Origin of the sequence: Salinibacterium sp. SWN167, from assembly GCF_015864665.1 — a bacterium.
GTDB lineage: Bacteria > Actinomycetota > Actinomycetes > Actinomycetales > Microbacteriaceae > Rhodoglobus.
This window is the reverse complement of record NZ_JADYWU010000001.1, coordinates 838,119-858,856: the sequence shown is the minus strand read 5'-3', so window position 1 is coordinate 858,856 and position 20,738 is coordinate 838,119. Positions and strand designations below refer to the sequence as shown.

The window sequence follows — 20,738 nt, the reverse complement described above, 5'->3', positions numbered from 1 at the left end:
GCTCTAGTCTACGGCCGCGTCGGAGCTGCGAGCTTCGCGCTCCTCTTCCCATACATCCCGCACGAGGCGGAACCAGAGGAAGACGGCGAATCCCGCGAACACAACCCATTCCACGGCGTAGAACACATTGAGCAGGTTGAGTGAAACCTCGGTCGATGGGGGCGGAGCGTCAATTGCGACCAAGCCAGCCGGGGATTCGAAACTGATGACGTAGCCGCCGTAAGTTCCCGCCGGAACTTCTGCCCACAGGTTCACGAGTTCGGAAACCGCGAGGGCGCTGCGCTCCCCCTCTTCGAAGTCCGACTGTTGCGGTGACTCGGTCGGCAGCAACCGTCCGGTCAGCGTCACCGGCCCCGTCATCGTATCCAAATCTGCGATAGCGGATGCCGCAGCATCCGCCGACTCGGCCCAGCCCAACGCGATGGCAATACTCGCACCACTCGGTTCGACTCCATGAGCGACGACCCAGTAGCCAATGCCTTCGCTGTCGTTGCTACGGTCGGAGAGGATGACGTAGTCGCCCGCAATCAGGTCTGCCGTAAGTGTGACCGTTTGACCGGTTGTGAGGTACGACAGCGGCTCTTGAGCAGTAGCGACCGAATCGAGTTCGACTGCTGTTTCGCTTTGCTGCTCGGTGATCTCGCCACCTTCGAGGCTGCGGCTGAGCTGCCACTGGCCAAGCGCCGCGAAACTGGCGGCAATGGCGAGGGCCAAGACGAGGGCGCCAATCCAGCGCGGGCGTCGTGCGATTTCCCACATCGTCGCCGGCTCAGTGTCGGGGACCGACTTGCTTAGGGGGGAATTGCTCGTACTCACTCGCTAACAATATCTGGTGATTCGAGGCGAACCCTGTCAGCCGACTCATCATCGGGCTGCTTCTGGCTGGCGAGCTCGGCTTCCACTCGCTGGAGGTAGCGCTCGATCTCCGTGTGAGTGCGAGCTTCGTCCCAGCCCAGCACGCCAGCCATGAGCTGTGCCGCCACCGGCGCCGCGGACACTCCGCGATCCCATGCCTCAATCGATATACGAGTGCGGCGAGCCAGCACGTCGTCCAGATGAAGGGCACCTTCAGCACTCGTGGCGTAGACGATCTCGGCCGCGATGTAGTCGTCGGCGCCCGGAAGAGCTTCGGCCAGGCTCGGCGTCGCGCGCACCAGCTCAAGCACCTCGGTGGCGAGCACCCCGTAGCGGTTCAGCAGATGTTCGACGCGCGACTTGTGCACGTCGTAGGTGCGCGCGAGAGCCGCTCGCTTGTTCCACGCGGCGCGGTAGCCTTCGGCTCCGAGGAGCGCGACGTCTTCAGTGATGCTCGGTGAGATCTTGCCGTCGAGAGCGTCGACCGCGGCATCCACGGCATCCTTCGCCATGATGCGGTAGGTGGTCCATTTGCCGCCGGCGACGACGACCAGACCGGGGACGCTGTGCGTGACGATGTGTTCCCGGCTGAGCTTCGAGGTGAGATCCGACTCCCCCGCGAGCAGTGGGCGCAGGCCAGCGTAGACGCCTTCGACATCGTCACGGGTCAGCGGAACAGCCAGCACTTTATTGACGTGGGCCAGCAAATAGTCGATATCGGCCGCCGTAGCAGCGGGGTGCGCCTTGTCGAGATCCCAGTCAGTGTCGGTGGTGCCGATGAGCCAATGACGACCCCACGGAATCACAAACAGCACGCTCTTCTCGGTGCGCAGCAGCAGCCCCAGCTTCGACTGAAAACGATCGCGCGGCACCACGAGGTGCACACCCTTGGAGGCTCTAACCTTGAACTGACCGCGCGTTCCCACCATCGCCTGAGTGTCGTCGGTCCACACTCCGGTGGCGTTAACGACTTGCTTGGCGCGAATTTCAAACTTTTCACCGGTCTCGAGATCGTGCGCCAGCACACCGACTACACGCTCGCCCACCTTCACGAAATCTTCGACCCGCACGCGGTTCGCAACGTGAGCGCCGTAGAAGCTGGCGGTGCGCGCGAGAGTCGACACGTAGCGGGCATCGTCAACTTGAGCGTCGTAGTAGGTGAGCCCACCGCGAAAGGCGTCGCCTCGCAAGCTCGGTGCCGCCCGCAGCATCTGCCCGCGCGTGAGGTGCCGGTGATGAGGCACTCCTGGCGGTCGACCGCCGGTATAACTGAGAAGGTCGTAGAGCAACATTCCCGCACCGATATATAGCCGTTCGATAACAGGCTTTGTCACGGGGTAGAGAAAGCGCACGGGCTTCACCAGATGAGGCGCAAGCCGCTGCAAGAGCAAGCCACGTTCCTTGAGCGCTTCGCGCACGAGTCGAAAATCGAGTTGTTCCAGATAGCGGATGCCGCCGTGTACGAGCTTCGATGACCGACTCGACGTGCCTGAGGCCCAGTCCCGCGCCTCGACCATGCCGACGTTCAGGCCGCGCGTCACGGCATCCAAGGCACTGCCGGTGCCGACAATGCCGCCACCGATCACGAGAATGTCGAGTTCAGTGTCGCGCAGTGCCGCAATGGCGGCGGTGCGTTGTTCGGCGCTCAGCGGCGCTGTCGGGGCAATCGATCGGGGCTTGACCATTGTTTTCCTCCAGCGCCAGATGACGTGAACGTGGGTTTAGCTACAGCGGATTGTACGGAGCAACAACAACATCGACCCGTTGGAATTCCTTGAGGTCGGAGTAGCCGGTGGTGGCCATCGAGCGACGCAGCGCACCGATGAGGTTCGACTGACCGTTCGGGTGTGACGAGGGGCCGTTGAGGATTTCTGCGAGAGGAGCAAGCTGCCCAACTTCGACACGGTTTCCGCGAGGAAGTTCAGAGTGGTGCGCTTCTTGACCCCAGTGGTAACCGCCACCAGGCGCTTCGGTGGCGCGAGCGAGAGCACTGCCGAGCATGACCGCATCCGCACCAACAGAAATTGCTTTGACGATGTCGCCACTGGTACCCAGACCACCATCGGCGATCACGTGCACATAGCGGCCGCCCGACTCGTCCATGTAGTCACGGCGAGCGCCGGCAACATCGGCAACAGCGGTTGCCATGGGAGCGTGGATGCCGAGGGCAGTGCGCGTGGTGCTGGAGGCTCCGCCGCCGAATCCCACGAGTACGCCAGCGGCGCCGGTGCGCATGAGGTGCAGAGCCGCGGTGTAGGTTGCGGCGCCTCCCACGATCACGGGAACGTCGAGTTCATAAATGAACTCCTTGAGGTTGAGCGGCTCAGTCGTCTTGGAGACGTGCTCGGCACTCACGGTTGTGCCGCGGATAACGAACAGGTCGACTCCGGCATCAACCACAGTTTGATACAGCTCTTGAGTGCGCTGCGGGCTCAGGGCGCCGGCAACGGGCACTCCGGCTTCCCGGATTTCCGCGAGACGCTGCGTGACGAGCTCGGGCTTGATCGGCTCGGCGTACAGCTGTTGCATGCGCGCGGTCGCCTGGTCGGCGGGCAGCGAACGAATTTCTTCGAGAACGGGTTCGGGGTTTTCGTAGCGAGTCCAGAGACCTTCGAGGTCGAGAACACCGAGGCCGCCGAGCTTTCCCATGGCGATCGCGGTCGCCGGCGACACCACGGAGTCCATGGGGGCTGCGATCACGGGGATGTCGAACGTGTAGGCGTCAATCGTCCAGCTCACCGACACATCACGAGGGTCACGCGTGCGGCGCGACGGCACGATAGCGATGTCATCAAAGGAGTAGACGCGGCGAGCGCGCTTGGCGCGGCCAATCTCGAAATCATTCACCCGTCAAGACTACCCGGCCAGCGATTGTGAGACACCGCTGCTGCGGGGAGCCGCCCATTTAGTGGAAGAGCGCGTGGGACACGCACGATTGACAACAATTGAACAAGCGTTTAGTTTGTTAAACATGCGTTCAAGATCGGATGATTCCACCACGAAGGCTCGCATCCGCGACGCCGCAATCCGGCTCATCGGACAGAACGGGTTTGCCGCGACGAGCGCCCGTGGTGTCGCGACCGAAGCCGGAGTGAGTGCTGGCCTTGTCATCCACCACTTTGGAAGCATGCGCAAGCTCAAGGTCGCGTGTGACGATTTCATCATCACCGAGGTCACCCACCGCAAAGTCGGGATGGGCGAAGGCGACGTGAGCGCGGCAGTGAGCGAGTGGTACGCCGATCTGCCCACCTTCGAGCCCTGGCTTATCTACCTGGGCCGCCTCTTCACCGACGACTCAGTTGCCGGGGCAGACCTGTTCGACCGCCTCGTCGCCATGTCCCACACCATGCTCGCTGACGGAGTGGCGAGCGGAGCCATCACGCCCAGCGCCGACGAGCACGCGCGCGCCGTGCTCCTCGTTACCCACAGCCTGTCGACCCTCACTCTGCAAAGCCACATCGCCCGCAGTCTCGGTAGCAGCCAACTCAGCCTCGACAGCCTCAGCCGCATGGGCAATGCCGCCCTCGAGCTCTATACCCACGGCATCTACACCCCCTCAACGATTCCCTCCCAGGAAGGACCAGGCTCCGGCCCCACCCATGACTTACGCCATTGAAACTCAGGCGCTGACCAAGCGTTACGGCAAAAACACTGCCCTCGACGGCTTGGATCTCGCCGTGGAAACCGGCAGCGTATTCGGCATGATCGGCCCTAACGGTGCCGGCAAGACGACCGCGATGCGGCTACTGCTCGACATCATTCGCCCCACCTCGGGCAGTGCCACCGTGCTCGGGCAGTCCCCCATCACCGGCGGTGCTGCACTGCGCCGTGACATCGGATTCCTGCCGGGCGAACTACTCCTCGAGGGCCGCGTCACTGGCCGCTCGCTGCTCAAGCACTACGCCGAAATCAGCGGCCCTGTAGCGCCCGGCCGCATCGATTCGCTCGCTGAGCGGTTGGGGCTCGACCTCACCCGCCACGTGCGTACCCTCTCCAAAGGCAACAAACAAAAACTCGGCCTCGTGCAGGCGTTCATGCATGAGCCGAAACTGCTGGTGCTCGACGAACCGACGAGTGGTCTCGATCCTCTTGTGCAGCAAGAGTTCCTCTCGATGGTGCGCGAAGCTCAACACAATGGTCAGACAGTGTTCCTCAGCTCTCACGTCTTGAGCGAGATCCAGAACGCTGCCGATCAGGTTGCGGTACTCCGCAACGGCACCGTGGTGAAAGTGGGCGACGTCGCCAGCCTGCGCGCGAGCGCCATCCGCCGCGTTGTCATTGACTTCACGGATGCCGCAGCCGACGACATCCGCACTGCCCTGCTTGCCCTGCCGCAACTGGCTAACCTCACCGTCGCTGATGGCGAGGTGATTCAGGTCACCGGCACGGTCGAGGGACACATCGACGCCCTCGTCAAGGCGATCGCCCCCTTCCACGTGGTAGATCTGCGGGTGGAAGAGCAAGATCTCGAATCGTCGGTTATCGACCTCTACTCGAATGAGGCAAACAAATGAGTCAGAGCATGACCGGGCGCTTTCTGCCCCTCACTCGGCGCAACCTTGCCGACTCATGGCGAGGCCTACTCGGCTGGACGGCCGGCGTCACGGGAGCGATTTTTCTCTATGTGCCGCTGTATTCCTCGTTCTCGGGAGACAACGCGGGCTTCGAAGACATCATTGCCTCGCTGCCGGATGGACTCGCGAGCACTCTTGGTTTCCAAGACCTCGCCAGCGGCGCCGGCTACGTGCAGGCGACGTACCTTGGCCTCATCGGGTTCGTGCTCTTCACGATTGCCGCCACCCTGTGGAGCTCGGCGGCGATCGCGGGCGATGAGGAGTCGGGTTCGCTCGAACTCACTCTCGCCCATGGGGTTTCCCGCGTGCAGATTATGGTCGAGCGTAGCCTCGGAGTAATCCTGCGCCTGCTGTGGTTGAGCATCGTTTCGGCGCTGCTGATTCTCGCGCTCAACGATTCCTCGGGGATCGACCTTGAGCCTGCCCATGTGATCGGCGGATGTGCGGCGCTGTTCGGTGTGGGAGTGCTCGCGGCCAGCTTTGGTCTCGCTGTCGGCGCCATCACCGGTCGTCGCAGTTTTGCCTCTGCTGCCGCCGCAGGAATCTCCCTGCTCGGGTACATCCTCAACTCGCTTGGCAACCAAAGCGCCGGTGTCGAATGGCTGCACAACCTCTCGCCCTACTACTGGGCGTTCGGCAACTCTCCGCTGAGCGAGGGAGCCGACTGGGGTGCCCTCGGGCTCATCTTCGGAATTTCTGCCGTCATGCTCGTTCTCGGTGGGTTCGTCTTCAACCGCCGCGACGTGTCCGCCTAGCCGGGCAGGTCTCGCCCTCCCCAACGCGAAAGGCCTGCTGGAAGCAATCGCTCCAGCAGGCCTTCAGTGTGTTTCGGTCGCGTAGTTTCTAGCGGCGGTAGTTCGGTGCCTCAACGACCATCTGGATGTCGTGGGGGTGCGATTCCTTCAAGCCTGCGGCGGTGATCCGCACAAACTTGCCCTTCTGCTGGAGCTCCTCAATGGTGCGAGCTCCCGTGTAAAACATCGACTGGCGCAGGCCACCGAGCAACTGGTACATCACCGTTGAGACGGGACCGCGATAGGGAACCTGGCCCTCGATACCCTCGGGGATCAGTTGGTCGTCCGACGGGACATCCGCCTGGAAGTAGCGGTCGCGCGAGTATGACGTCTTCTTGCCGCGCGTCTGCATCGCGCCGAGCGAACCCATGCCGCGGTAGCTCTTGAACTGTTTGCCGTTGAGGAAGATGAGGTCGCCGGGGCTTTCGTCGGTTCCGGCGAGCAGCGAACCAAGCATGACAGTCTCAGCACCAGCAACGAGCGCCTTGGCGATGTCGCCCGAGTACTGGAGTCCACCGTCAGCGATCACCGGAATGCCGGCCTCACGAGCGGCGAGTGACGCTTCGTAGACGGCGGTAACCTGGGGCACACCGACGCCAGCAACGACGCGGGTCGTACAAATGGAGCCGGGGCCAACGCCGACCTTGACCGCATCCACCCCTGCGTCAATGAGAGCTTGAGCTCCCGCGCGAGTAGCGACGTTGCCGCCGATGATGTCGATGGCGTCGAACGAGGAATCAGCCTTGAGGCGACGCACGATGTCGATGACGCCAGCGGATTCGCCGTTGGCGGTGTCGACAACGATGAGGTCGACGCCAGCATCGCGCAAACGCTCGGCGCGCTCCCATGCGTCGCCGAAGAAACCGATTGCCGCTCCTACGCGCAGTCGGCCTTCTTCGTCTTTGGTGGCGTTGGGGTACTGGTCGGTCTTTTCGAAGTCTTTGACCGTGATGAGTCCGCTGAGCTTGCCCGCGTCATCAACGAGGGGCAGCTTCTCGATTTTGTGCTTGTTCAAGATCGCGATGGCGCCGTCGCGGTCGATCCCGACCGGAGCTGTAACGAGCGGCAATGTTGTCATGACGTCGCGCACGAGCACGGAATCCATGTCCGCTGGCTCGATGAATCGCATGTCACGGTTCGTGATGATTCCGACGAGCGTTCCGTCTTCTTCAATAACGGGCAAACCCGACACACGGAACTGACCGCACAACGCGTCAACTTCCGCAACAGTGGCCTGTTGCGTAGTTGTTACCGGATTGGTAATCATTCCCGATTCGCTGCGCTTGACCTTGTCGACATAAGCCGCTTGATCGTCGATGGAAAGGTTGCGGTGAAGCACTCCCAGACCACCGTTGCGGGCCATGGCAATCGCCATTCGGGCCTCGGTGACCGTGTCCATGGCCGACGAGATAAGCGGCGAAGATACGCGGATTCTGCGGGTAAGACGTGAACTGGTGTCAGCATCGCTTGGAATTACGTCGGTGTGACCGGGCAAAAGCATTACGTCGTCATAGGTGAGGCCGACGAAGCCGAAGGGGTCTGGTTGTTCCATGTTAAATCTTCCTTACGGCAGGAGCGCGAAACCGGTGATCTTGTGTTAAATCTCCGGCCAATCAATATTAACGGGTTTCGTGCCAGAACATTCCCCCGCATAATGGCTTCACCGCTTTGTACCCGACAAGCATTTGTATGTCGGACCGCAATCGGCCGGTGCCGTCATTGCCGTCGGCACATCAGAACCCGCGGGATTCTTGAGTCCGGCTGGGTCCCTTCCTGGAGGTCCTGTGAACACAGCGGATTATCGCCGCACGCGACGGAAAAATAGACGAGGAGTGCTTGTAGCACTCATCGTCGCACTTTCTGCCGCCTTCTCTCTGATGGCCATGCCTGCAATGGCCGACGAGGTAAACGTCGACGAATACGACAACAGCATCATCGGTAACGTCAAGCTCGAAAGCGTGGCACTAGAGGGTGTACTTCTCACCATCTCTGGCGGCGGCTACGAGGTTGAAGTAGCCACGGATGCTGATGGTCGTTGGAAAGTCGGAGTTCCCGACGGTGACGAATTCACTGTCACCCTCAACGAAGAAACGCTGCCCGAGGGCATTGCGGTAATCGACGAGGTCGGCGACGACGACACCCCTAACGTTAAAGAGGCGATGATCGGCCCGAGTGGCTCGACCGTCATGAACTTCTTTATCGGCCGCGGTGAACGCAACGTCACGAGCTTCTTCGATCAATTCGTTGAACGAATCGTCAATGGCGTGAACTTCGGACTGATGCTCGGCCTCGCTGCCATCGGCATCTCGCTCGTTTACGGAACCACCGGGCTCTCCAACTTTGCGCACGCAGAAATGGTGACCTTCGGTGCGGTGATGGCGCTCATTGTGTCGGTCGACCTCGGTTGGCCTGTCTGGATTGCGATACCGCTCGCCGTACTCCTCAGTGCCGGCTTCGGGTGGTCACTCGATGCCGCGCTCTGGAAACCGCTGCGCAAGAAGGGCGTCGGTATCGTTCAGCTCATGATCGTGTCAATCGGTCTGTCGCTGGCACTTCGCTATACGTTCCAGTACTTCCGTGGAGGAGGAACCGAGCAACTACCCGGCTCCGACTCCCCCGATATCCCGCTCTTCGGATCGGTATCGCTCAGCCAAACCAACATGATCAGCATGGTCATCAGCATCGTCGTGATCGTGATCTTCGCGTGGTGGCTCGTCAAGACCAAGATCGGTAAGGCAACTCGCGCCGTCTCTGACAACCCGTCTCTGGCAGCGGCATCGGGAATCGACGTCGACCAAGTCGTCCGTGTGGTTTGGATCCTCGCTGCCGCCATGGCCGGTCTTGCCGGTGTTCTCTGGGCCTACTTCCGCCCGGGCATCCGTTGGGACATGGGAGCGCAGATCTTGCTGCTCGTGTTTGCCGCAGTCACCCTGGGTGGACTCGGAACAGCATTCGGTGCGCTCGTCGGCTCGATCATCGTCGGCGTTCTTGTTGAGACGTCTAGCCTCTTCATCCCATCAGACCTGAAGTACGTGGGTGCGCTCGGCGTGCTCATCATCGTCTTGTTGTTCAGACCACAAGGCATCTTGGGTCGCAAAGAGAGAATAGGTTAGGGGCCGCTCATGGATATTCTGCAAATTCTCTCCAACACCGGGTCATCACTGATTGCACCGGCAACGATCGGGTATGCCCTTGCGGCGCTCGGTCTCGCCATGCACTTCGGATTCACCGGTTTGCTCAACATGGGTATGGCCGCCTTCATGGCGATCGGCGCCTATGGCTACGCAATCTCGATCCTCACCTTCGGTTTTCCGTGGTGGGGCGGCATGCTCGTCGGTGTCGGTGGCTCGCTTGTCTTCGCCCTGATCCTCGGTATCCCTACCCTGCGACTGCGCGGTGACTATCTCGCCATCGTGACCATTGCGGCCGCCGAGGTTGTGCGTCTGCTGTTCCTGACCACGACATTCGACAAGTACACCGGTTCTGCCGATGGACTGAGCGGATACCACGAGAGCTTCCGTGCGTTCAACCCGATTCCCGATGGCACCTACGGCTTCGGCCCGTGGGAGTACAACGCCAACGGTTGGTGGGTTCGTATCTTCGGAATCACAATTCTGGCACTTGCTGCCTTCATCCTCTGGGCTGTCATGCGCAGCCCGTGGGGCCGAGTGATCAAGGGAATCCGTGAAGACGAGGATGCCGTGCGCGCCCTCGGCAAGAACGTGTTCTCCTACAAGTTGCAGTCGCTCATGCTCGGTGGTGTCTTCGGCGCCATGGGTGGAATCATTTACGCCCTCCCGGCCTCGGTGAACCCCGGTGTGTACGTCACGTCGCTCACGTTCTTCGTCTATACCGCGTTGCTGCTCGGTGGAGCTGCAACGATCTTCGGACCGATTATCGGTTCGGTGATCTTCTGGGGTGTGCAAACCCTCCTGAGCAACCTGCTTCCCGCCATGGTCAACGTCGGCCTCTTGCCGTTCATGACCACGACGCAGTCGCAGACGGTGCGTTTCATCCTTGTGGGTGTGGCACTGATGTTGCTCGTGATCTATCGACCGCAGGGCATCCTCGGCAACAAGAAGGAGCTGACCTTTGTCAAGTAATGACGCATCGGCTGCGCCGGTGCAGCGAGCAAAGACAACCGGACTCCACAAGGGCGACATCGTTCCTGGTGTTGCCAAGGTTGACCCGATCATCATCGCTGACGGAATTCGTCGAACATTCGGTGGCCTCACTGCGGTGAACGTCGACCACGTCGAGATCCCCCGCAATGCGATTACCGCATTGATTGGCCCGAACGGTGCCGGTAAGACGACGCTGTTCAACCTTCTGACCGGCTTCGACAAGCCTGATGAAGGCAAGTGGACTTTCGATGGGCACCCGCTCGCCGGAATGGGCGCGCACAAAGTGGCCGGCCTCGGCCAGGTGCGCACGTTCCAGCTGACGAAGGCCCTCGGGCTCTTGACGGTTCTTGAGAACATGAAACTCGGTGCCAAGGATCAGATCGGGGAGAACATTTTCCGCGCCATGATCCCCAGCCTCTGGCGCAAGCAAGAAGCCGAGATCGAAGAGCGCGCAATCGTTCTGCTCAAGAAGTTCAAGCTCGACACCAAGTCCTCTGACTTCGCCGCCAGCCTTTCCGGTGGACAGCGCAAGCTGCTCGAGATGGCTCGCGCCCTCATGAGCCAGCCGACGCTGGTGATGCTGGATGAGCCCATGGCCGGTGTCAACCCCGCGTTGACTCAGTCGCTGCTCGACCACATCCTCGACCTGAAGGAAGAGGGCATGACCGTGCTCTTCGTGGAGCACGACATGCACATGGTGCGTCACATCGCCGACTGGGTAATCGTGATGGCTGAAGGTCAGGTCGTTGCTGAAGGTCCCCCGGATGAGGTCATGAAGAACCAAGCCGTCATCGATGCATACCTCGGTTCGCATCAAGATGTCGACCTGGGAATCGTTACGGGCCGCATCGAAGGCGAACTCAACACTGAAGCGATCGAACTTGCCGCGGAGGTCAAACACCTCGACGAAAACATCGCTAACCGCAAGGAGACCGGCAAGTGAACGCAATCCCTACCGAGAATGCGGTTGTCCACGTCAAGGGCCTGACCGCAGGGTACCTGCCCGGCGTCGACATCCTCAACGACTGCAATTTGGTCGCTAACCCGGGTGAACTGATCGGAATTATTGGTCCGAATGGTGCCGGCAAGTCGACCCTACTGAAGGCCATTTTCGGTCAGGTGCAGGTGCGCGGCGGATCGATTAGCCTCAACGGCGATGACATCACCGGCCTCAAAGCCAACAAGCTTGTCGCCCGTGGAGTCGGTTTTGTTCCGCAAAACAACAACGTGTTCCCGAGCCTGACGATCGAAGAGAACCTTCAGATGGGGCTGTACCAAAACCCCAAGATCTACGATGAGCGTCTCGAATTTGTGACTGGCATTTTCGCCGAGTTGAAGTCGCGCCTCAAGCAGCGCGCGGGTTCACTCTCGGGTGGAGAACGCCAAATGGTCGCCATGTCTCGCGCACTCATGATGGATCCGCACGTTCTCCTTCTCGACGAGCCGTCTGCTGGACTCTCACCGGTGAAGCAGGATGAGGCGTTCATCCGCGTCTCGGAGATCAACAAGGCCGGCGTGACCACGATCATGGTGGAGCAGAATGCACGTCGTTGTCTGCAGATCTGTGACCGCGGTTACGTTCTCGACCAGGGTCACGATGCGTACGAAGGCACCGGACGTGAGCTCCTTAATGACCCCAAGGTCATCGGGCTCTACCTTGGAACCCTCGGCACCTAGCCAATACGCTTCTCACAAGGCCCCATCCGGATTCGTCCGGGTGGGGCCTTTTTGGTGCTCCGGGAGCGGCCGTGGGGCTCAATCGGGGCCACACAGCGGCGTCCTGCTCCCCCACCACAGCGCCCGCAGCGCTCAGAGACGTCCTGAGCGGTCGTTTCGTACCGAACCATCCACGAATGCGCCGGGACGAAGTAAGGCGCTTACAGGGCGACCTGATGCAGTTTCACGTTTGACTCGAGTGCAGTGATGGCCGTGAAACGCTTTCAGCACCGCCCCACGGCTCAACGACGCATCCGTGGGGCAACGCTGCACCCGACTTCGTGAACACGCTTCAGAAGGGCACACCCGGTCCACAGCGAAAACCCATTACGCGCCACCGCAGTCCCCCGCACGCAAAAAGGCCCCAACCCGTGAGGGTTGAGGCCTTCTCTTAGCGAAAGCTAAGTCTCAGTGAGGCTTAGTAAGCGCTGTAGGTGTTGTCTTCACCGTACTGGTAGATACCAACCTGAGCTTCGGTGGGGTCACCGAGCTCATCGAAGGTGATCGGACCAGAGATGCCGTCGTAGTCAGCTACGCCGCCACCGTTGATGATTTCTGCACAGTCAGCGAAAGTGGTGCACTTCTCGCCGTTGCCCGAACCACCCGATACTTCCTGAAGCTTCTCAGCGATTGCTGCGGAGTCGGTGGAACCGGCTGCGAGCGATGCGAGAGCAAGAAGGATTACCGAGTCGTAGGACTCTGCTGCATAGCTGAACTCTTCGAGCTCAGGCTGTCCGGATTCGACCCAGAAGTCGTTGACGGCCGACGTGAAGTCAGCAATCGTGTCGACGCTCAGGCCGGGAAGAGTTCCCTTGGCGCCCTCGAGGGTTCCAGCAGCAAACTCGTCACCGAAGTTGGCGAGGTTACCGTCTACGAAGTAGAGGTTCTCGGCCGGGAAGCTGCTGACGATGCTCGGAAGCATGGTCGAAACTTCTTCGAACGTGATCAGTGCGATGGCGTCAGGGTCAGAAGCAAGAACTTCAGAGATCTGAGCATCGAACGTGGTGTCACCGGTGTTGTAGGTGGGCTGTGAAACTACCTCGCCACCGGCGGCTTCGAATGCTTCCTGCGTGTAGCCGGCAAGACCGGTTCCGTAGGAGTCATTGAGAACGATCATGCCAAGGGTCTCGTGACCATCGGCAGCGATCAGGTTACCGAGAACCTCACCCTGAAGTACGTCGGAAGGAGCGGTACGGAAGTACAAGCCCTTGTCGTCGTACGTCGAGAATGCGGCCGAGGTGTTTGCCGGCGAGAACTGGATTACTCCAGCGCCAACAACCTGGTCAATGAACTGAAGTGAAACACCCGAGGATGCTGCACCAAGAATTGCGGAAACGTCTTCACCGAGCAGGCGAGGGATTTCAGTCTCGTATGCCTTGTTGTCGGTGTCACCGGAGTCGCCCTGAATAAGGTCGATCTGGATGCCAGCATCGGCTTCGTTGACCTGCGACGCTGCATACTCGGTTCCCGCGATCTCGGGCGGGCCGAGGAATGCGAGGTTACCGGTTACGGGCAGTGCCGTTCCAAGCTTGAGGGACAGTTCGCCACCCTCGGATCCAGTGGAGGTTTCTCCACCGTCAGTTGCACAGCCGGCCAAAACCAGTGCGCTTGCACCGACGATTGCGAGACCGCTCAACAGGGTCCGCTTGGACCGTGATGGGGAGGCCGTAGCCTTCGCGAATACGCTCATGTTGCTCCTTGCGTTTCGAATGTGTTCAGGAATCAAATGTGGCACTACCGTGTCACCACACTGTCAAGCTATGCCCACCCGGCACATCCGCACAATACGTCTGTACTACAGCCTTGTAACGCTCTTGGGAATCGTTACCATTCGTAGACTTTGGGAAACACGGGTGTTTCTTACTTAATCCGGGTGTACACGTTGTCGCTACCGTACTGGTAAATCCCAATGATGGCGCCCTGTGGATCACCATTGTCATTGAGGGTTATCGGGCCTGAAACACCGTCGTAATCTACGGTGCGACCATCGAGCACAATCTTCGCCGCATCCGCAAACGTTGTCGCGACTTCGCCGTCACCGCTGCCGCCGGAGACTTCTTGCAGTTTGCTCGAGATCGCTTCGCCCGAAATCTTTTGCGAGGCCAACGCGGCCAGGCTCGCAAGAATCACGGCGTCGTAACTCTCAGCGGCATAGCTAAAGTCTTTGAGGCTGGGGTTGATCTCCAACAGTCGATCCGTGAAGCCCGAAATCGTCGAGATATCAAGACCGGGATGCGTCACGATCGAGCCCGTGAGGCTGCCATCCGCAAATCCCGAGTCACGCTCGCCAAGCGACAATCCGGTGAAGAAGAGTTGGTCGCCTGAGTAACCGGCAGCGATGAACGCCTTAGCAATCTTCTCGGCCCGCTTCGAGCCCACGATCGCCACGGCATCCGGCTCTGCAGCGATTGCTCGCTCGATCTTCTCATCGAGATCAGTCGCGCTTTCATCGATCATCTCTTGAGAAAGCAATTCGCCTCCACCGCGCAAGAACGCTTCGCTGAGAGCACGCGGAAGAAGCGGTTCACACAGCGTGTCTTCGGAGAGGATCGCGATTGATCCCTCACCAATACGCTCTGCCATCTCATTGCCCAGTGCGGTGCCTTCGAGCGCACAAGACGGCGAGGTGCGCCAGTACAGGTTGTTGTCACCGTAGTTAGAGAAGTCAGGAGAATCGTTCGCAGGCGAGATCTCGACAACGCCCGCTTCGGTGATCGTGTCGATCACTTTCTTGGAAATACCGTTGGAGAGTCCGCCGATAATCACCGTTGCACGAGCAGCGAGCAACTCCGTGACGGCATCCTCGGCGGTCGTTCCCGTGGAGTCGCCGGAATCGGCCGACTCCACGTTCACCGTGAGCTTGGCATTGGCGTCATTCACATCTTGAGCAGCCAATGCGATCGCAGCAGACACTGCCGGACCGAACTTGTCGAGCGCTCCCGACTCGGGCACCAAGGCTCCGACGGTGAGAGTCAAATCTTTGGGGGTAAGGGTCTCCTCAACGGGCTCCTCAACCGAGCATGCGCTCAGCATGAGGGCCGCAACGAGCACGCCTGCAACTGCCGTGAACCCGCGTCGGGCTCGCAGCGACACGCGTGATCCATAGGGCATGGATGTCATCACAGTCGCTCCTATCTACCACCCACAACAGAGAGCGGCATTGTTACGGTACTGGCCAATGCTGAAAAGGAGAACTCAGCGCGGGCCATTTAGGGTCAGAATCTCGCCCCCAATCCGGGCGGCACTCGAACTAGCCGACGATTGAGCCACTCTTATAGACGAACTTATTTTCACCGTCGTAGGTGTAATAACCCCAGAATGCGGGCTCTACGTTGCCACCGGGAGTGAAGTTCACAGGGCCAGAAACACCGTCGTAGTCGATGTCGTTCGTGGTCTTGAGCACTTCGAGGCATTCCTCAAAACTCAGACACTTCACACCGCTTTTCGAGACATCGTAAAGCGAACCGGCGATGGCCTCACCTGCATCGTCCCCCGCCACGATTGCAGCGAGCGCCGCCAGCATCGTGGCGTCGTAGGCTTCTGCCCCGTAGCGGTAAGTCGTCAGCTTCGAGTTGGTGTCCTTAAGAGTGGCGATAAAAGTCTTTGACGGCTGCGCTCCCTCAATAACTCCCCGAATACCCTTGAGCGTGCCGTTTTTGAACGCTTGCGAATAGTCGCCCGTGTTCAGCGAGGTGAGCCAGAGCTCCGATCCCTTATATCCGGCCGCGACGATCTTCTCGATGGCGGCCTTCGTTGCCTTCTCAGCTTCATAGGTCGACCCGATCACCACGATGTCGGGTTCTGCCTTCTTCACGCTGGCGGTGATCGTGTCGAACTTCGTAGTTGAACTCGTGAAGACCTCATCCGCGACGAGTTCGGTGTCATACTCGGCGAGCGCTTCGACGAACGTGTCGTGCAGCGCTACGCCCTCCTCATCGTCGACATAGACAAAAGCGATTCTCTGCGTTGTGTCGCCACCAGCCAAAGTTTCAGCGAGCGCATAGCCCTGCTGGTCGTAGGCCGGGATGGTGCGGAAGAAGTAGCCGTCATCAAAAACGTCGTCGAGACTCGACAGCGTTGCGGCGGGCGAGATGAGCGGGATCTTCGCGTCTATGGCCAACGGGATTGCTCGCTGCGCCAGCACCGACGATGACGGGCCGATCACAACATCGACATCCTTAGAGACCAAGGTCTTGAAGTTCGACTCAAGCTTCGTGTTCTTAGCCTCGCCCGAATCGACCGCGACGATCTCGACCGGCTCACCGTTCACTCCGCCAGCAGCATTAATTTCCTTGACCGCGGCGGCTACACCAGCTTTCTGCGCTGCAGCCAGAAACGAAAACGTGCCACTCGTCGGAAAAATCGTGCCGATACGAAGAACACCATCACCGCTCGGCGTGGCTACGGAAGTGGGAACGACCGTGGGCGTCGACGCCACAATCGGAGCGGGGGTCGGTGTAGGAGTACTGCACGCAGCGAGAGCCACCGCGATCGTTACCGCCACAGCCACACGTCGAGTCGCTCGAATCCTCGTCATTGCCTAACCTCTCTCAGCGCGCTGACCTCGGGCGATCAGGCACCTTCAACGGAATACTACGGTGCGCCCGGTGCTTCAGCCGCCGAACCAAGCCGCGTGCGCGAAGAGTGGCGGAAGAGATCGTAGGTCAAAATAGCGAGCGCAATCCAGACGATCGCGAAGCCCAACCAGCGCTCCGGCGGCATCGCCTCGTGGAACACAAAGACACCAACAATGAGTTGAAGGATTGGTGCCAAGTACTGGGCCAAGCCCATATAGGTGAGCGGCAATCGCCGCGCTGCAGCAGCAAACAGAATCAACGGGATCGCGGTGATGGCACCCAAAAAGAGCGTCAAAGTGAGGTGTCCCGGTCCCGCCGTGCCCGCTGCGAGCTGCCCGTTGGCCGCAAGCACGAGCAGAACAACAATCGCAACCGGCGTCAAAAATGCTGTCTCGACGGCGAGGCCGCCCACGGCATCCGCCTTAGGCCCCACGCTTTTCTTCACGAGACCGTAAAGGCCAAAACTGAACGCGAGGCCCAACGCGATCCACGGAAAGCTGCCGTAGCCGATGGCCAAGACGAGAACGGCGAGCGCACTAATTGCCAGGGCGACCCATTGCAGCGGGCGAAGGCGCTCGCGCAGAACGAGCACCCCGAGGAGCACCGTGACGATCGGGTTCGTGAAATACCCGAGAGCAGCCTCAACGATGTGGCCGTTCAGGCTCGCGTAAACATAAATGAGCCAGTTGACGACAACAAAGGCGCCGCCCAAGCCCAACATCCAGAAGGTGCGACGATCGCGGACGATCGCCATGACCCGTGCGTATCCCCGCGTAACCACCAGAAGCGCCGCGCAAAACACCAGAGACAACACGATTCTCCACGCGACAATCTCGATCGCACCCGACTCTTTGAGCGAGAAAAACACGATCGGCATCGCGCCCCACAAAACGTAGGCAGACACAGCAAAGCCGAGGCCGCTGGGCGAGACGCGATCAGTCGCCGAAGAAGTGGAGGTCACTACTAAATCCTAGGGTCGGATGCTGCCCGCACATGCCACCGGGAACGGCGAAAGCCCAGAGCCGAGGCCCTGGGCTTTCGAGACGCCTCACCGCGAACGGGAGACGAGAAAGTTAGTATCGCGTGAGCGAGAGACTACTTAGCGAACGATGACAGCGAGAACGTCGCGAGCCGAAAGTACGAGAAGGTCTTCTCCGCCGTACTTCACCTCGGTTCCGCCGTACTTGGAGTAGATGACCTTGTCACCAACTGCGATGTCGAGCGGCACGCGGTTTCCGTTGTCGTCGATACGACCGGGACCTACAGCGACTACTTCACCCTCTTGGGGCTTCTCTTTCGCAGTGTCAGGAATGACGAGCCCAGACGCGGTGGTCTGTTCTGCATCGACCTGCTTGATAACAATGCGATCCTCGAGCGGCTTAATGGACACCGACACGTTTGACCTCTTTCTAAAAGTGCTTGGGCTGGCACACTCCGTACAGGAGTGCCAGATCAACTATACGGCTTGGTTGGCACTCGATCAACGTGAGTGCCAATACGGATGCGGATACGGTTAGAGAATGAATCAGAGCGAATTGCGCGAGCTACTTTCAGCCGAGGGCCTTCGCCTCTTGGACTCGCTGCCGACCTGGCACTCGAGTGACGAAATCGTGCGCACCGTCGCCGAGCTTCGCAAGGCCGGCCACACCCCCGGCTTGGTTGCTGCCGTGCTCAGCCAATCCAAACTTCGCGCGAAAGCCGCCAGCAAGTTTGGCCCGTTTGCCGACCGGATGCTCTTCACCGAGGCCGGCCTCGAACAAGCAACTCGCCTTTCCGTCGCTGCCCAGCACGCCGGCCGGTTCTCGAAGGCCGGAGTGAAGTGGGTAGCCGACCTCGGCTGTGGCATTGGAGCGGATGCTCTCGCCATCGCCGCCCTCGAGATCAACGTCACCGCCGTTGAGCGTGACGAAACCACCGCCGCTATTGCCAGCTTCAACCTCGCGCCGTGGAGCAATGCCCAAGTCGTTCACGGCGATGCCGAAACTACTGACCTCGCTGGCATTGACGGTATCTACCTCGACCCCGCCCGCCGCGACGCCCGGGTGCGTCTCACTAACCCCGCCGACTGGACGCCCTCCCTCGACTTTGCGTTCGGTCTCGCTGAGCGCTATCCAACGGGCATCAAACTCGGCCCCGGAATTGACCGCGACCTCATCCCTGACACCGCCGAAGCCCAGTGGATCTCTGTTGGACGCGAAGTTGTCGAGCTAGGACTGTGGTTCGGGGCTGTCGCCCGCCCCGGCATTCGGCGCGCAGCCCTCGTGATCGGAGACCATGGCACTGCTGAACTCACGGCAGCCGCCGACAGCGAAGACGAACCCGCTGGAGAACTCGGACAGTTTCTCTACGAACCCGATGGCGCCGTCATCCGTGCCCGCCTCATCGGGGATCTTGCACGACAACTGAACGGGCGAATGCTCGACACCTCCATCGCTTACTTCAGTGCGGATGCTGCTGTCGCGAGCCCGTTCGCAAGCTGCTTCGAGATCGTCGAGGACTTCACTCTCGACAAGCGTTCGCTCAAAAAAGAATTGGCGGCGCGAAAGATCGGCACGTTGGAAATCAAAAAGCGCGGGGTCGACATCGACCCCGCGACTTTTAGAACGTCACTCTCGCTCAAGGGCGAAAACAGCGCGACACTGATTCTGACGCGCGTTGCTGGCAAACGCCGCGCACTGCTTGCTCAACGAGTGACACCAACTGCGGCCTAATACTGAAATTCCCGCCTCACTAGTGAGGCGGGAAAATCGGCACGTGTTAAGACTTAGTAGCCGTAGCCATAGCCGTTTCCACCAACGAAGATGAACGGCAGCAAGAAGGCAATCGCAATAAAGATGCCGACGATCAGGCTGAGGCCGATTCCAACGTAACCCGTGATGAGACCGGTGAGCCAGAACGGGCGGGCATACTTCTGCTTCTTCTGGGCAAGGTGGCCGAGAACAACCGCGGCCAGCGCAGGCAAGAATCCCATGAAGATGAAGGAAAACAACAATCCAGCGATTCCGGTGACCATCGAGGCGATGGAAAGCCCCTGAGGGGGGCCAGCCGGAACGGGGGTGAACGAAGCCTGCCCAGGAGTAGTCGTGTCTGCATAGCCGGGAACCGGAGTTCCACTCGGAGCCGCGTAAGGGTCACCAGCCGTAGGCGCCGCAGAAGCGGCTGGTGCTGCGGGAGGAACAGCCGGAGCTACGGGAGCACTCGATGCAGCCGTTGATGCCCCGGCGGGCTTCGGCGCTGGCGGGACGGGCGGCACGCTCGCTGCTGCGCTGCCAGCCGTCACTGCCGCCGCGGATGTGGCAGTAGTGGTGGCAGGCGTTGCAGCAGATGGTGTGGCTGGTGTCGCTGAGTCATTTGCGTTGGCTGCCTTAACCGCTGCTGTCTGAGCAGCGGCAGCCTTGGTCGCCGCAGCCTTGGTGGTTGCAGCTTTAGCCGTTGTCGACTTTGCTGCGGTCGCCTTTGTCGCCGTTGCTTTCGCCGTTGCTGGCTTGGCAGTCGTGCTCTTAGCAGCGCTGACCTTCGGCGCCGCAGTGACCTTAGGCGCGGCGGTTACCTTGGCCGCGGAAGTCGATTTGGATGCAGCAGTGGACTTAGCAGCGGTCGCCTTAGAGGCAGGCGACTTCTTCGCTGCGGGCTTCTTGGCCGAGGGGGTGGCTTTCGCCAGGGTCTCGTCAGAAGTTGAGGACGCGCCGGGCGTTGAGATCGACGGAATTGAGTCGTCTGAGTTGTTGGTAGCCATGGGCACACTTTAGCAAGACTCTCCCCACAGAAAAGGGCCCGCACTCGCGTGCGGGCCCTTTTCGTGCGTTGCTGCTTAGTACGAAGTTCCTGCGGCGCCGAGGGCGATGACGAAGCCGATGGCGAGGAAGAGGAAGACAACGAAGCCGAGGTATCCGAGGATGAGGCCGATGATGGCGAGAACGTTACCCTGCTCACCGGTCTTCTTGATCTGGCTCAGGCTAATGTGCCCGAGGATGATGCCGACGAGGCTGAGACCGAAGACCGATGTCACGAGGGAGATGATCGAGAGAACATTCCACTTCGCGGGCGCTGCGCCTGCAGGTGCTGCAGCGTAGGGGGTGGGTTCTGACATGGCGAAAT

At 60.3% G+C, this 20,738-nt stretch carries 19 protein-coding genes; 8 read left to right on the top strand and 11 right to left on the bottom strand.

From position 1 onward, the window contains the following. Positions 1–3: 3 nt before the first annotated feature. Genes I6E60_RS04075 through I6E60_RS04065 form a run of 3 tightly spaced genes read right to left on the bottom strand, consistent with a single transcriptional unit; the run spans position 4 to position 3,702 of the window. Positions 4–816, bottom strand: coding sequence for an SURF1 family cytochrome oxidase biogenesis protein (locus tag I6E60_RS04075; RefSeq protein WP_307784373.1), 813 nt, complete (start codon positions 814–816; stop codon positions 4–6). Continuing rightward, entirely contained in the window at positions 813–2,540 is a 1,728-nt protein-coding gene (locus I6E60_RS04070) for a glycerol-3-phosphate dehydrogenase/oxidase (protein WP_197178986.1), read from the bottom strand. Before I6E60_RS04070 ends, I6E60_RS04075 begins: the two co-directional genes overlap by 4 nt. Positions 2,541–2,580: 40 nt before the next feature. Then, positions 2,581–3,702, bottom strand: coding sequence for a GuaB3 family IMP dehydrogenase-related protein (locus tag I6E60_RS04065; RefSeq protein ID WP_197178985.1), 1,122 nt, complete (start codon positions 3,700–3,702; stop codon positions 2,581–2,583). Between the two features lie 124 nt (positions 3,703–3,826). Here I6E60_RS04065 and I6E60_RS04060 point away from each other — a divergent pair, with 124 nt between their 5' ends. The 3 genes from I6E60_RS04060 to I6E60_RS04050 are packed head-to-tail and all read left to right on the top strand — an operon-like array spanning position 3,827 to position 6,184. Then, positions 3,827–4,471, top strand: coding sequence for a TetR family transcriptional regulator (locus I6E60_RS04060; protein ID WP_197178984.1), 645 nt, complete (start codon positions 3,827–3,829; stop codon positions 4,469–4,471). After that, positions 4,455–5,369, top strand: a complete 915-nt coding sequence (locus I6E60_RS04055) for an ABC transporter ATP-binding protein (RefSeq protein WP_197123192.1) — start codon at positions 4,455–4,457, stop codon at positions 5,367–5,369. Before I6E60_RS04060 ends, I6E60_RS04055 begins: the two co-directional genes overlap by 17 nt. After that, positions 5,366–6,184: an ABC transporter permease subunit gene (locus I6E60_RS04050; protein ID WP_197123190.1), complete on the top strand. Its 819-nt coding sequence runs from the start codon at positions 5,366–5,368 to the stop codon at positions 6,182–6,184. Before I6E60_RS04055 ends, I6E60_RS04050 begins: the two co-directional genes overlap by 4 nt. Before the next feature lie 88 nt (positions 6,185–6,272). Here the strand turns inward: I6E60_RS04050 and guaB are convergent, their stop codons facing one another. Then, positions 6,273–7,775: an IMP dehydrogenase gene (gene guaB / locus I6E60_RS04045; protein ID WP_197123188.1), complete on the bottom strand. Its 1,503-nt coding sequence runs from the start codon at positions 7,773–7,775 to the stop codon at positions 6,273–6,275. A gap of 280 nt (positions 7,776–8,055) precedes the next feature. On the opposite strand from guaB, the gene I6E60_RS04040 reads away from it, so the two are divergent. Genes I6E60_RS04040 through I6E60_RS04025 form a run of 4 tightly spaced genes read left to right on the top strand, consistent with a single transcriptional unit; the run spans position 8,056 to position 12,024 of the window. Beyond that, positions 8,056–9,336 (top strand): branched-chain amino acid ABC transporter permease, encoded by a 1,281-nt coding sequence (locus I6E60_RS04040; protein WP_197123186.1) that lies wholly within the window; start codon positions 8,056–8,058, stop codon positions 9,334–9,336. A gap of 9 nt (positions 9,337–9,345) precedes the next feature. Beyond that, positions 9,346–10,326, top strand: coding sequence for a branched-chain amino acid ABC transporter permease (locus tag I6E60_RS04035; protein ID WP_197123184.1), 981 nt, complete (start codon positions 9,346–9,348; stop codon positions 10,324–10,326). Positions 10,327–10,345: 19 nt separating this feature from the next. Continuing rightward, positions 10,346–11,290, top strand: coding sequence for an ABC transporter ATP-binding protein (locus I6E60_RS04030; protein WP_374189214.1), 945 nt, complete (start codon positions 10,346–10,348; stop codon positions 11,288–11,290). Next, positions 11,287–12,024: an ABC transporter ATP-binding protein gene (locus I6E60_RS04025; protein ID WP_197123180.1), complete on the top strand. Its 738-nt coding sequence runs from the start codon at positions 11,287–11,289 to the stop codon at positions 12,022–12,024. The genes I6E60_RS04030 and I6E60_RS04025 overlap by 4 nt, the downstream gene beginning before the upstream one ends. Before the next feature lie 457 nt (positions 12,025–12,481). Here the strand turns inward: I6E60_RS04025 and I6E60_RS04020 are convergent, their stop codons facing one another. From I6E60_RS04020 to groES, 5 genes are all read right to left on the bottom strand, one after another. Continuing rightward, entirely contained in the window at positions 12,482–13,753 is a 1,272-nt protein-coding gene (locus I6E60_RS04020; protein ID WP_197123178.1) for an ABC transporter substrate-binding protein, read from the bottom strand. A 170-nt stretch (positions 13,754–13,923) separates the two neighbouring features. Then, a complete protein-coding gene (locus I6E60_RS04015; protein ID WP_197178983.1) occupies positions 13,924–15,183 on the bottom strand; it encodes an ABC transporter substrate-binding protein in 1,260 nt (419 codons plus the stop codon). Positions 15,184–15,313: 130 nt separating this feature from the next. Next, the gene (locus I6E60_RS04010) at positions 15,314–16,600 is read right to left on the bottom strand and encodes an ABC transporter substrate-binding protein (protein WP_197178982.1); all 1,287 of its coding nucleotides are present in this window, start codon (positions 16,598–16,600) and stop codon (positions 15,314–15,316) included. Positions 16,601–16,656: 56 nt separating this feature from the next. Further along, complete coding sequence (rarD, locus tag I6E60_RS04005; RefSeq protein ID WP_197155487.1) at positions 16,657–17,601, bottom strand: EamA family transporter RarD; 945 nt, start codon at positions 17,599–17,601, stop codon at positions 16,657–16,659. 138 nt (positions 17,602–17,739) lie between these two features. Further along, positions 17,740–18,036, bottom strand: a complete 297-nt coding sequence (gene groES / locus I6E60_RS04000) for a co-chaperone GroES (protein ID WP_197123170.1) — start codon at positions 18,034–18,036, stop codon at positions 17,740–17,742. 124 nt (positions 18,037–18,160) lie between these two features. Here groES and I6E60_RS03995 point away from each other — a divergent pair, with 124 nt between their 5' ends. After that, positions 18,161–19,351: a class I SAM-dependent methyltransferase gene (locus I6E60_RS03995; RefSeq protein ID WP_197123168.1), complete on the top strand. Its 1,191-nt coding sequence runs from the start codon at positions 18,161–18,163 to the stop codon at positions 19,349–19,351. Between the two features lie 53 nt (positions 19,352–19,404). On the opposite strand, the gene I6E60_RS14345 is transcribed toward I6E60_RS03995, so the two are convergent. Together I6E60_RS14345 and I6E60_RS03985 are read right to left on the bottom strand one after the other, a co-directional pair. Continuing rightward, positions 19,405–20,376: a DUF4190 domain-containing protein gene (locus tag I6E60_RS14345; protein ID WP_231601119.1), complete on the bottom strand. Its 972-nt coding sequence runs from the start codon at positions 20,374–20,376 to the stop codon at positions 19,405–19,407. A 75-nt stretch (positions 20,377–20,451) separates the two neighbouring features. Beyond that, entirely contained in the window at positions 20,452–20,730 is a 279-nt protein-coding gene (locus I6E60_RS03985; RefSeq protein WP_197123166.1) for a DUF4190 domain-containing protein, read from the bottom strand. Positions 20,731–20,738 lie beyond the last annotated feature (8 nt).

Excerpts from the sequence above, each read along its gene's own strand:
- guaB (WP_197123188.1), bottom strand. The coding sequence starts at position 7,775 with ATGGAACAACCAGACCCCTTCGGCTTCGTCGGCCTCACCTATGACGAC.
- I6E60_RS03995 (WP_197123168.1), top strand. The coding sequence starts at position 18,161 with ATGAATCAGAGCGAATTGCGCGAGCTACTTTCAGCCGAGGGCCTTCGC.
- I6E60_RS14345 (WP_231601119.1), bottom strand. The coding sequence starts at position 20,376 with ATGGCTACCAACAACTCAGACGACTCAATTCCGTCGATCTCAACGCCC.
- I6E60_RS04060 (WP_197178984.1), top strand. The coding sequence starts at position 3,827 with ATGCGTTCAAGATCGGATGATTCCACCACGAAGGCTCGCATCCGCGAC.
- I6E60_RS04010 (WP_197178982.1), bottom strand. The coding sequence starts at position 16,600 with ATGACGAGGATTCGAGCGACTCGACGTGTGGCTGTGGCGGTAACGATC.
- I6E60_RS04015 (WP_197178983.1), bottom strand. The coding sequence starts at position 15,183 with ATGACATCCATGCCCTATGGATCACGCGTGTCGCTGCGAGCCCGACGC.
- I6E60_RS04055 (WP_197123192.1), top strand. The coding sequence starts at position 4,455 with ATGACTTACGCCATTGAAACTCAGGCGCTGACCAAGCGTTACGGCAAA.
- I6E60_RS04050 (WP_197123190.1), top strand. The coding sequence starts at position 5,366 with ATGAGTCAGAGCATGACCGGGCGCTTTCTGCCCCTCACTCGGCGCAAC.
- I6E60_RS03985 (WP_197123166.1), bottom strand. The coding sequence starts at position 20,730 with ATGTCAGAACCCACCCCCTACGCTGCAGCACCTGCAGGCGCAGCGCCC.
- I6E60_RS04035 (WP_197123184.1), top strand. The coding sequence starts at position 9,346 with ATGGATATTCTGCAAATTCTCTCCAACACCGGGTCATCACTGATTGCA.
- I6E60_RS04070 (WP_197178986.1), bottom strand. The coding sequence starts at position 2,540 with ATGGTCAAGCCCCGATCGATTGCCCCGACAGCGCCGCTGAGCGCCGAA.
- I6E60_RS04020 (WP_197123178.1), bottom strand. The coding sequence starts at position 13,753 with ATGAGCGTATTCGCGAAGGCTACGGCCTCCCCATCACGGTCCAAGCGG.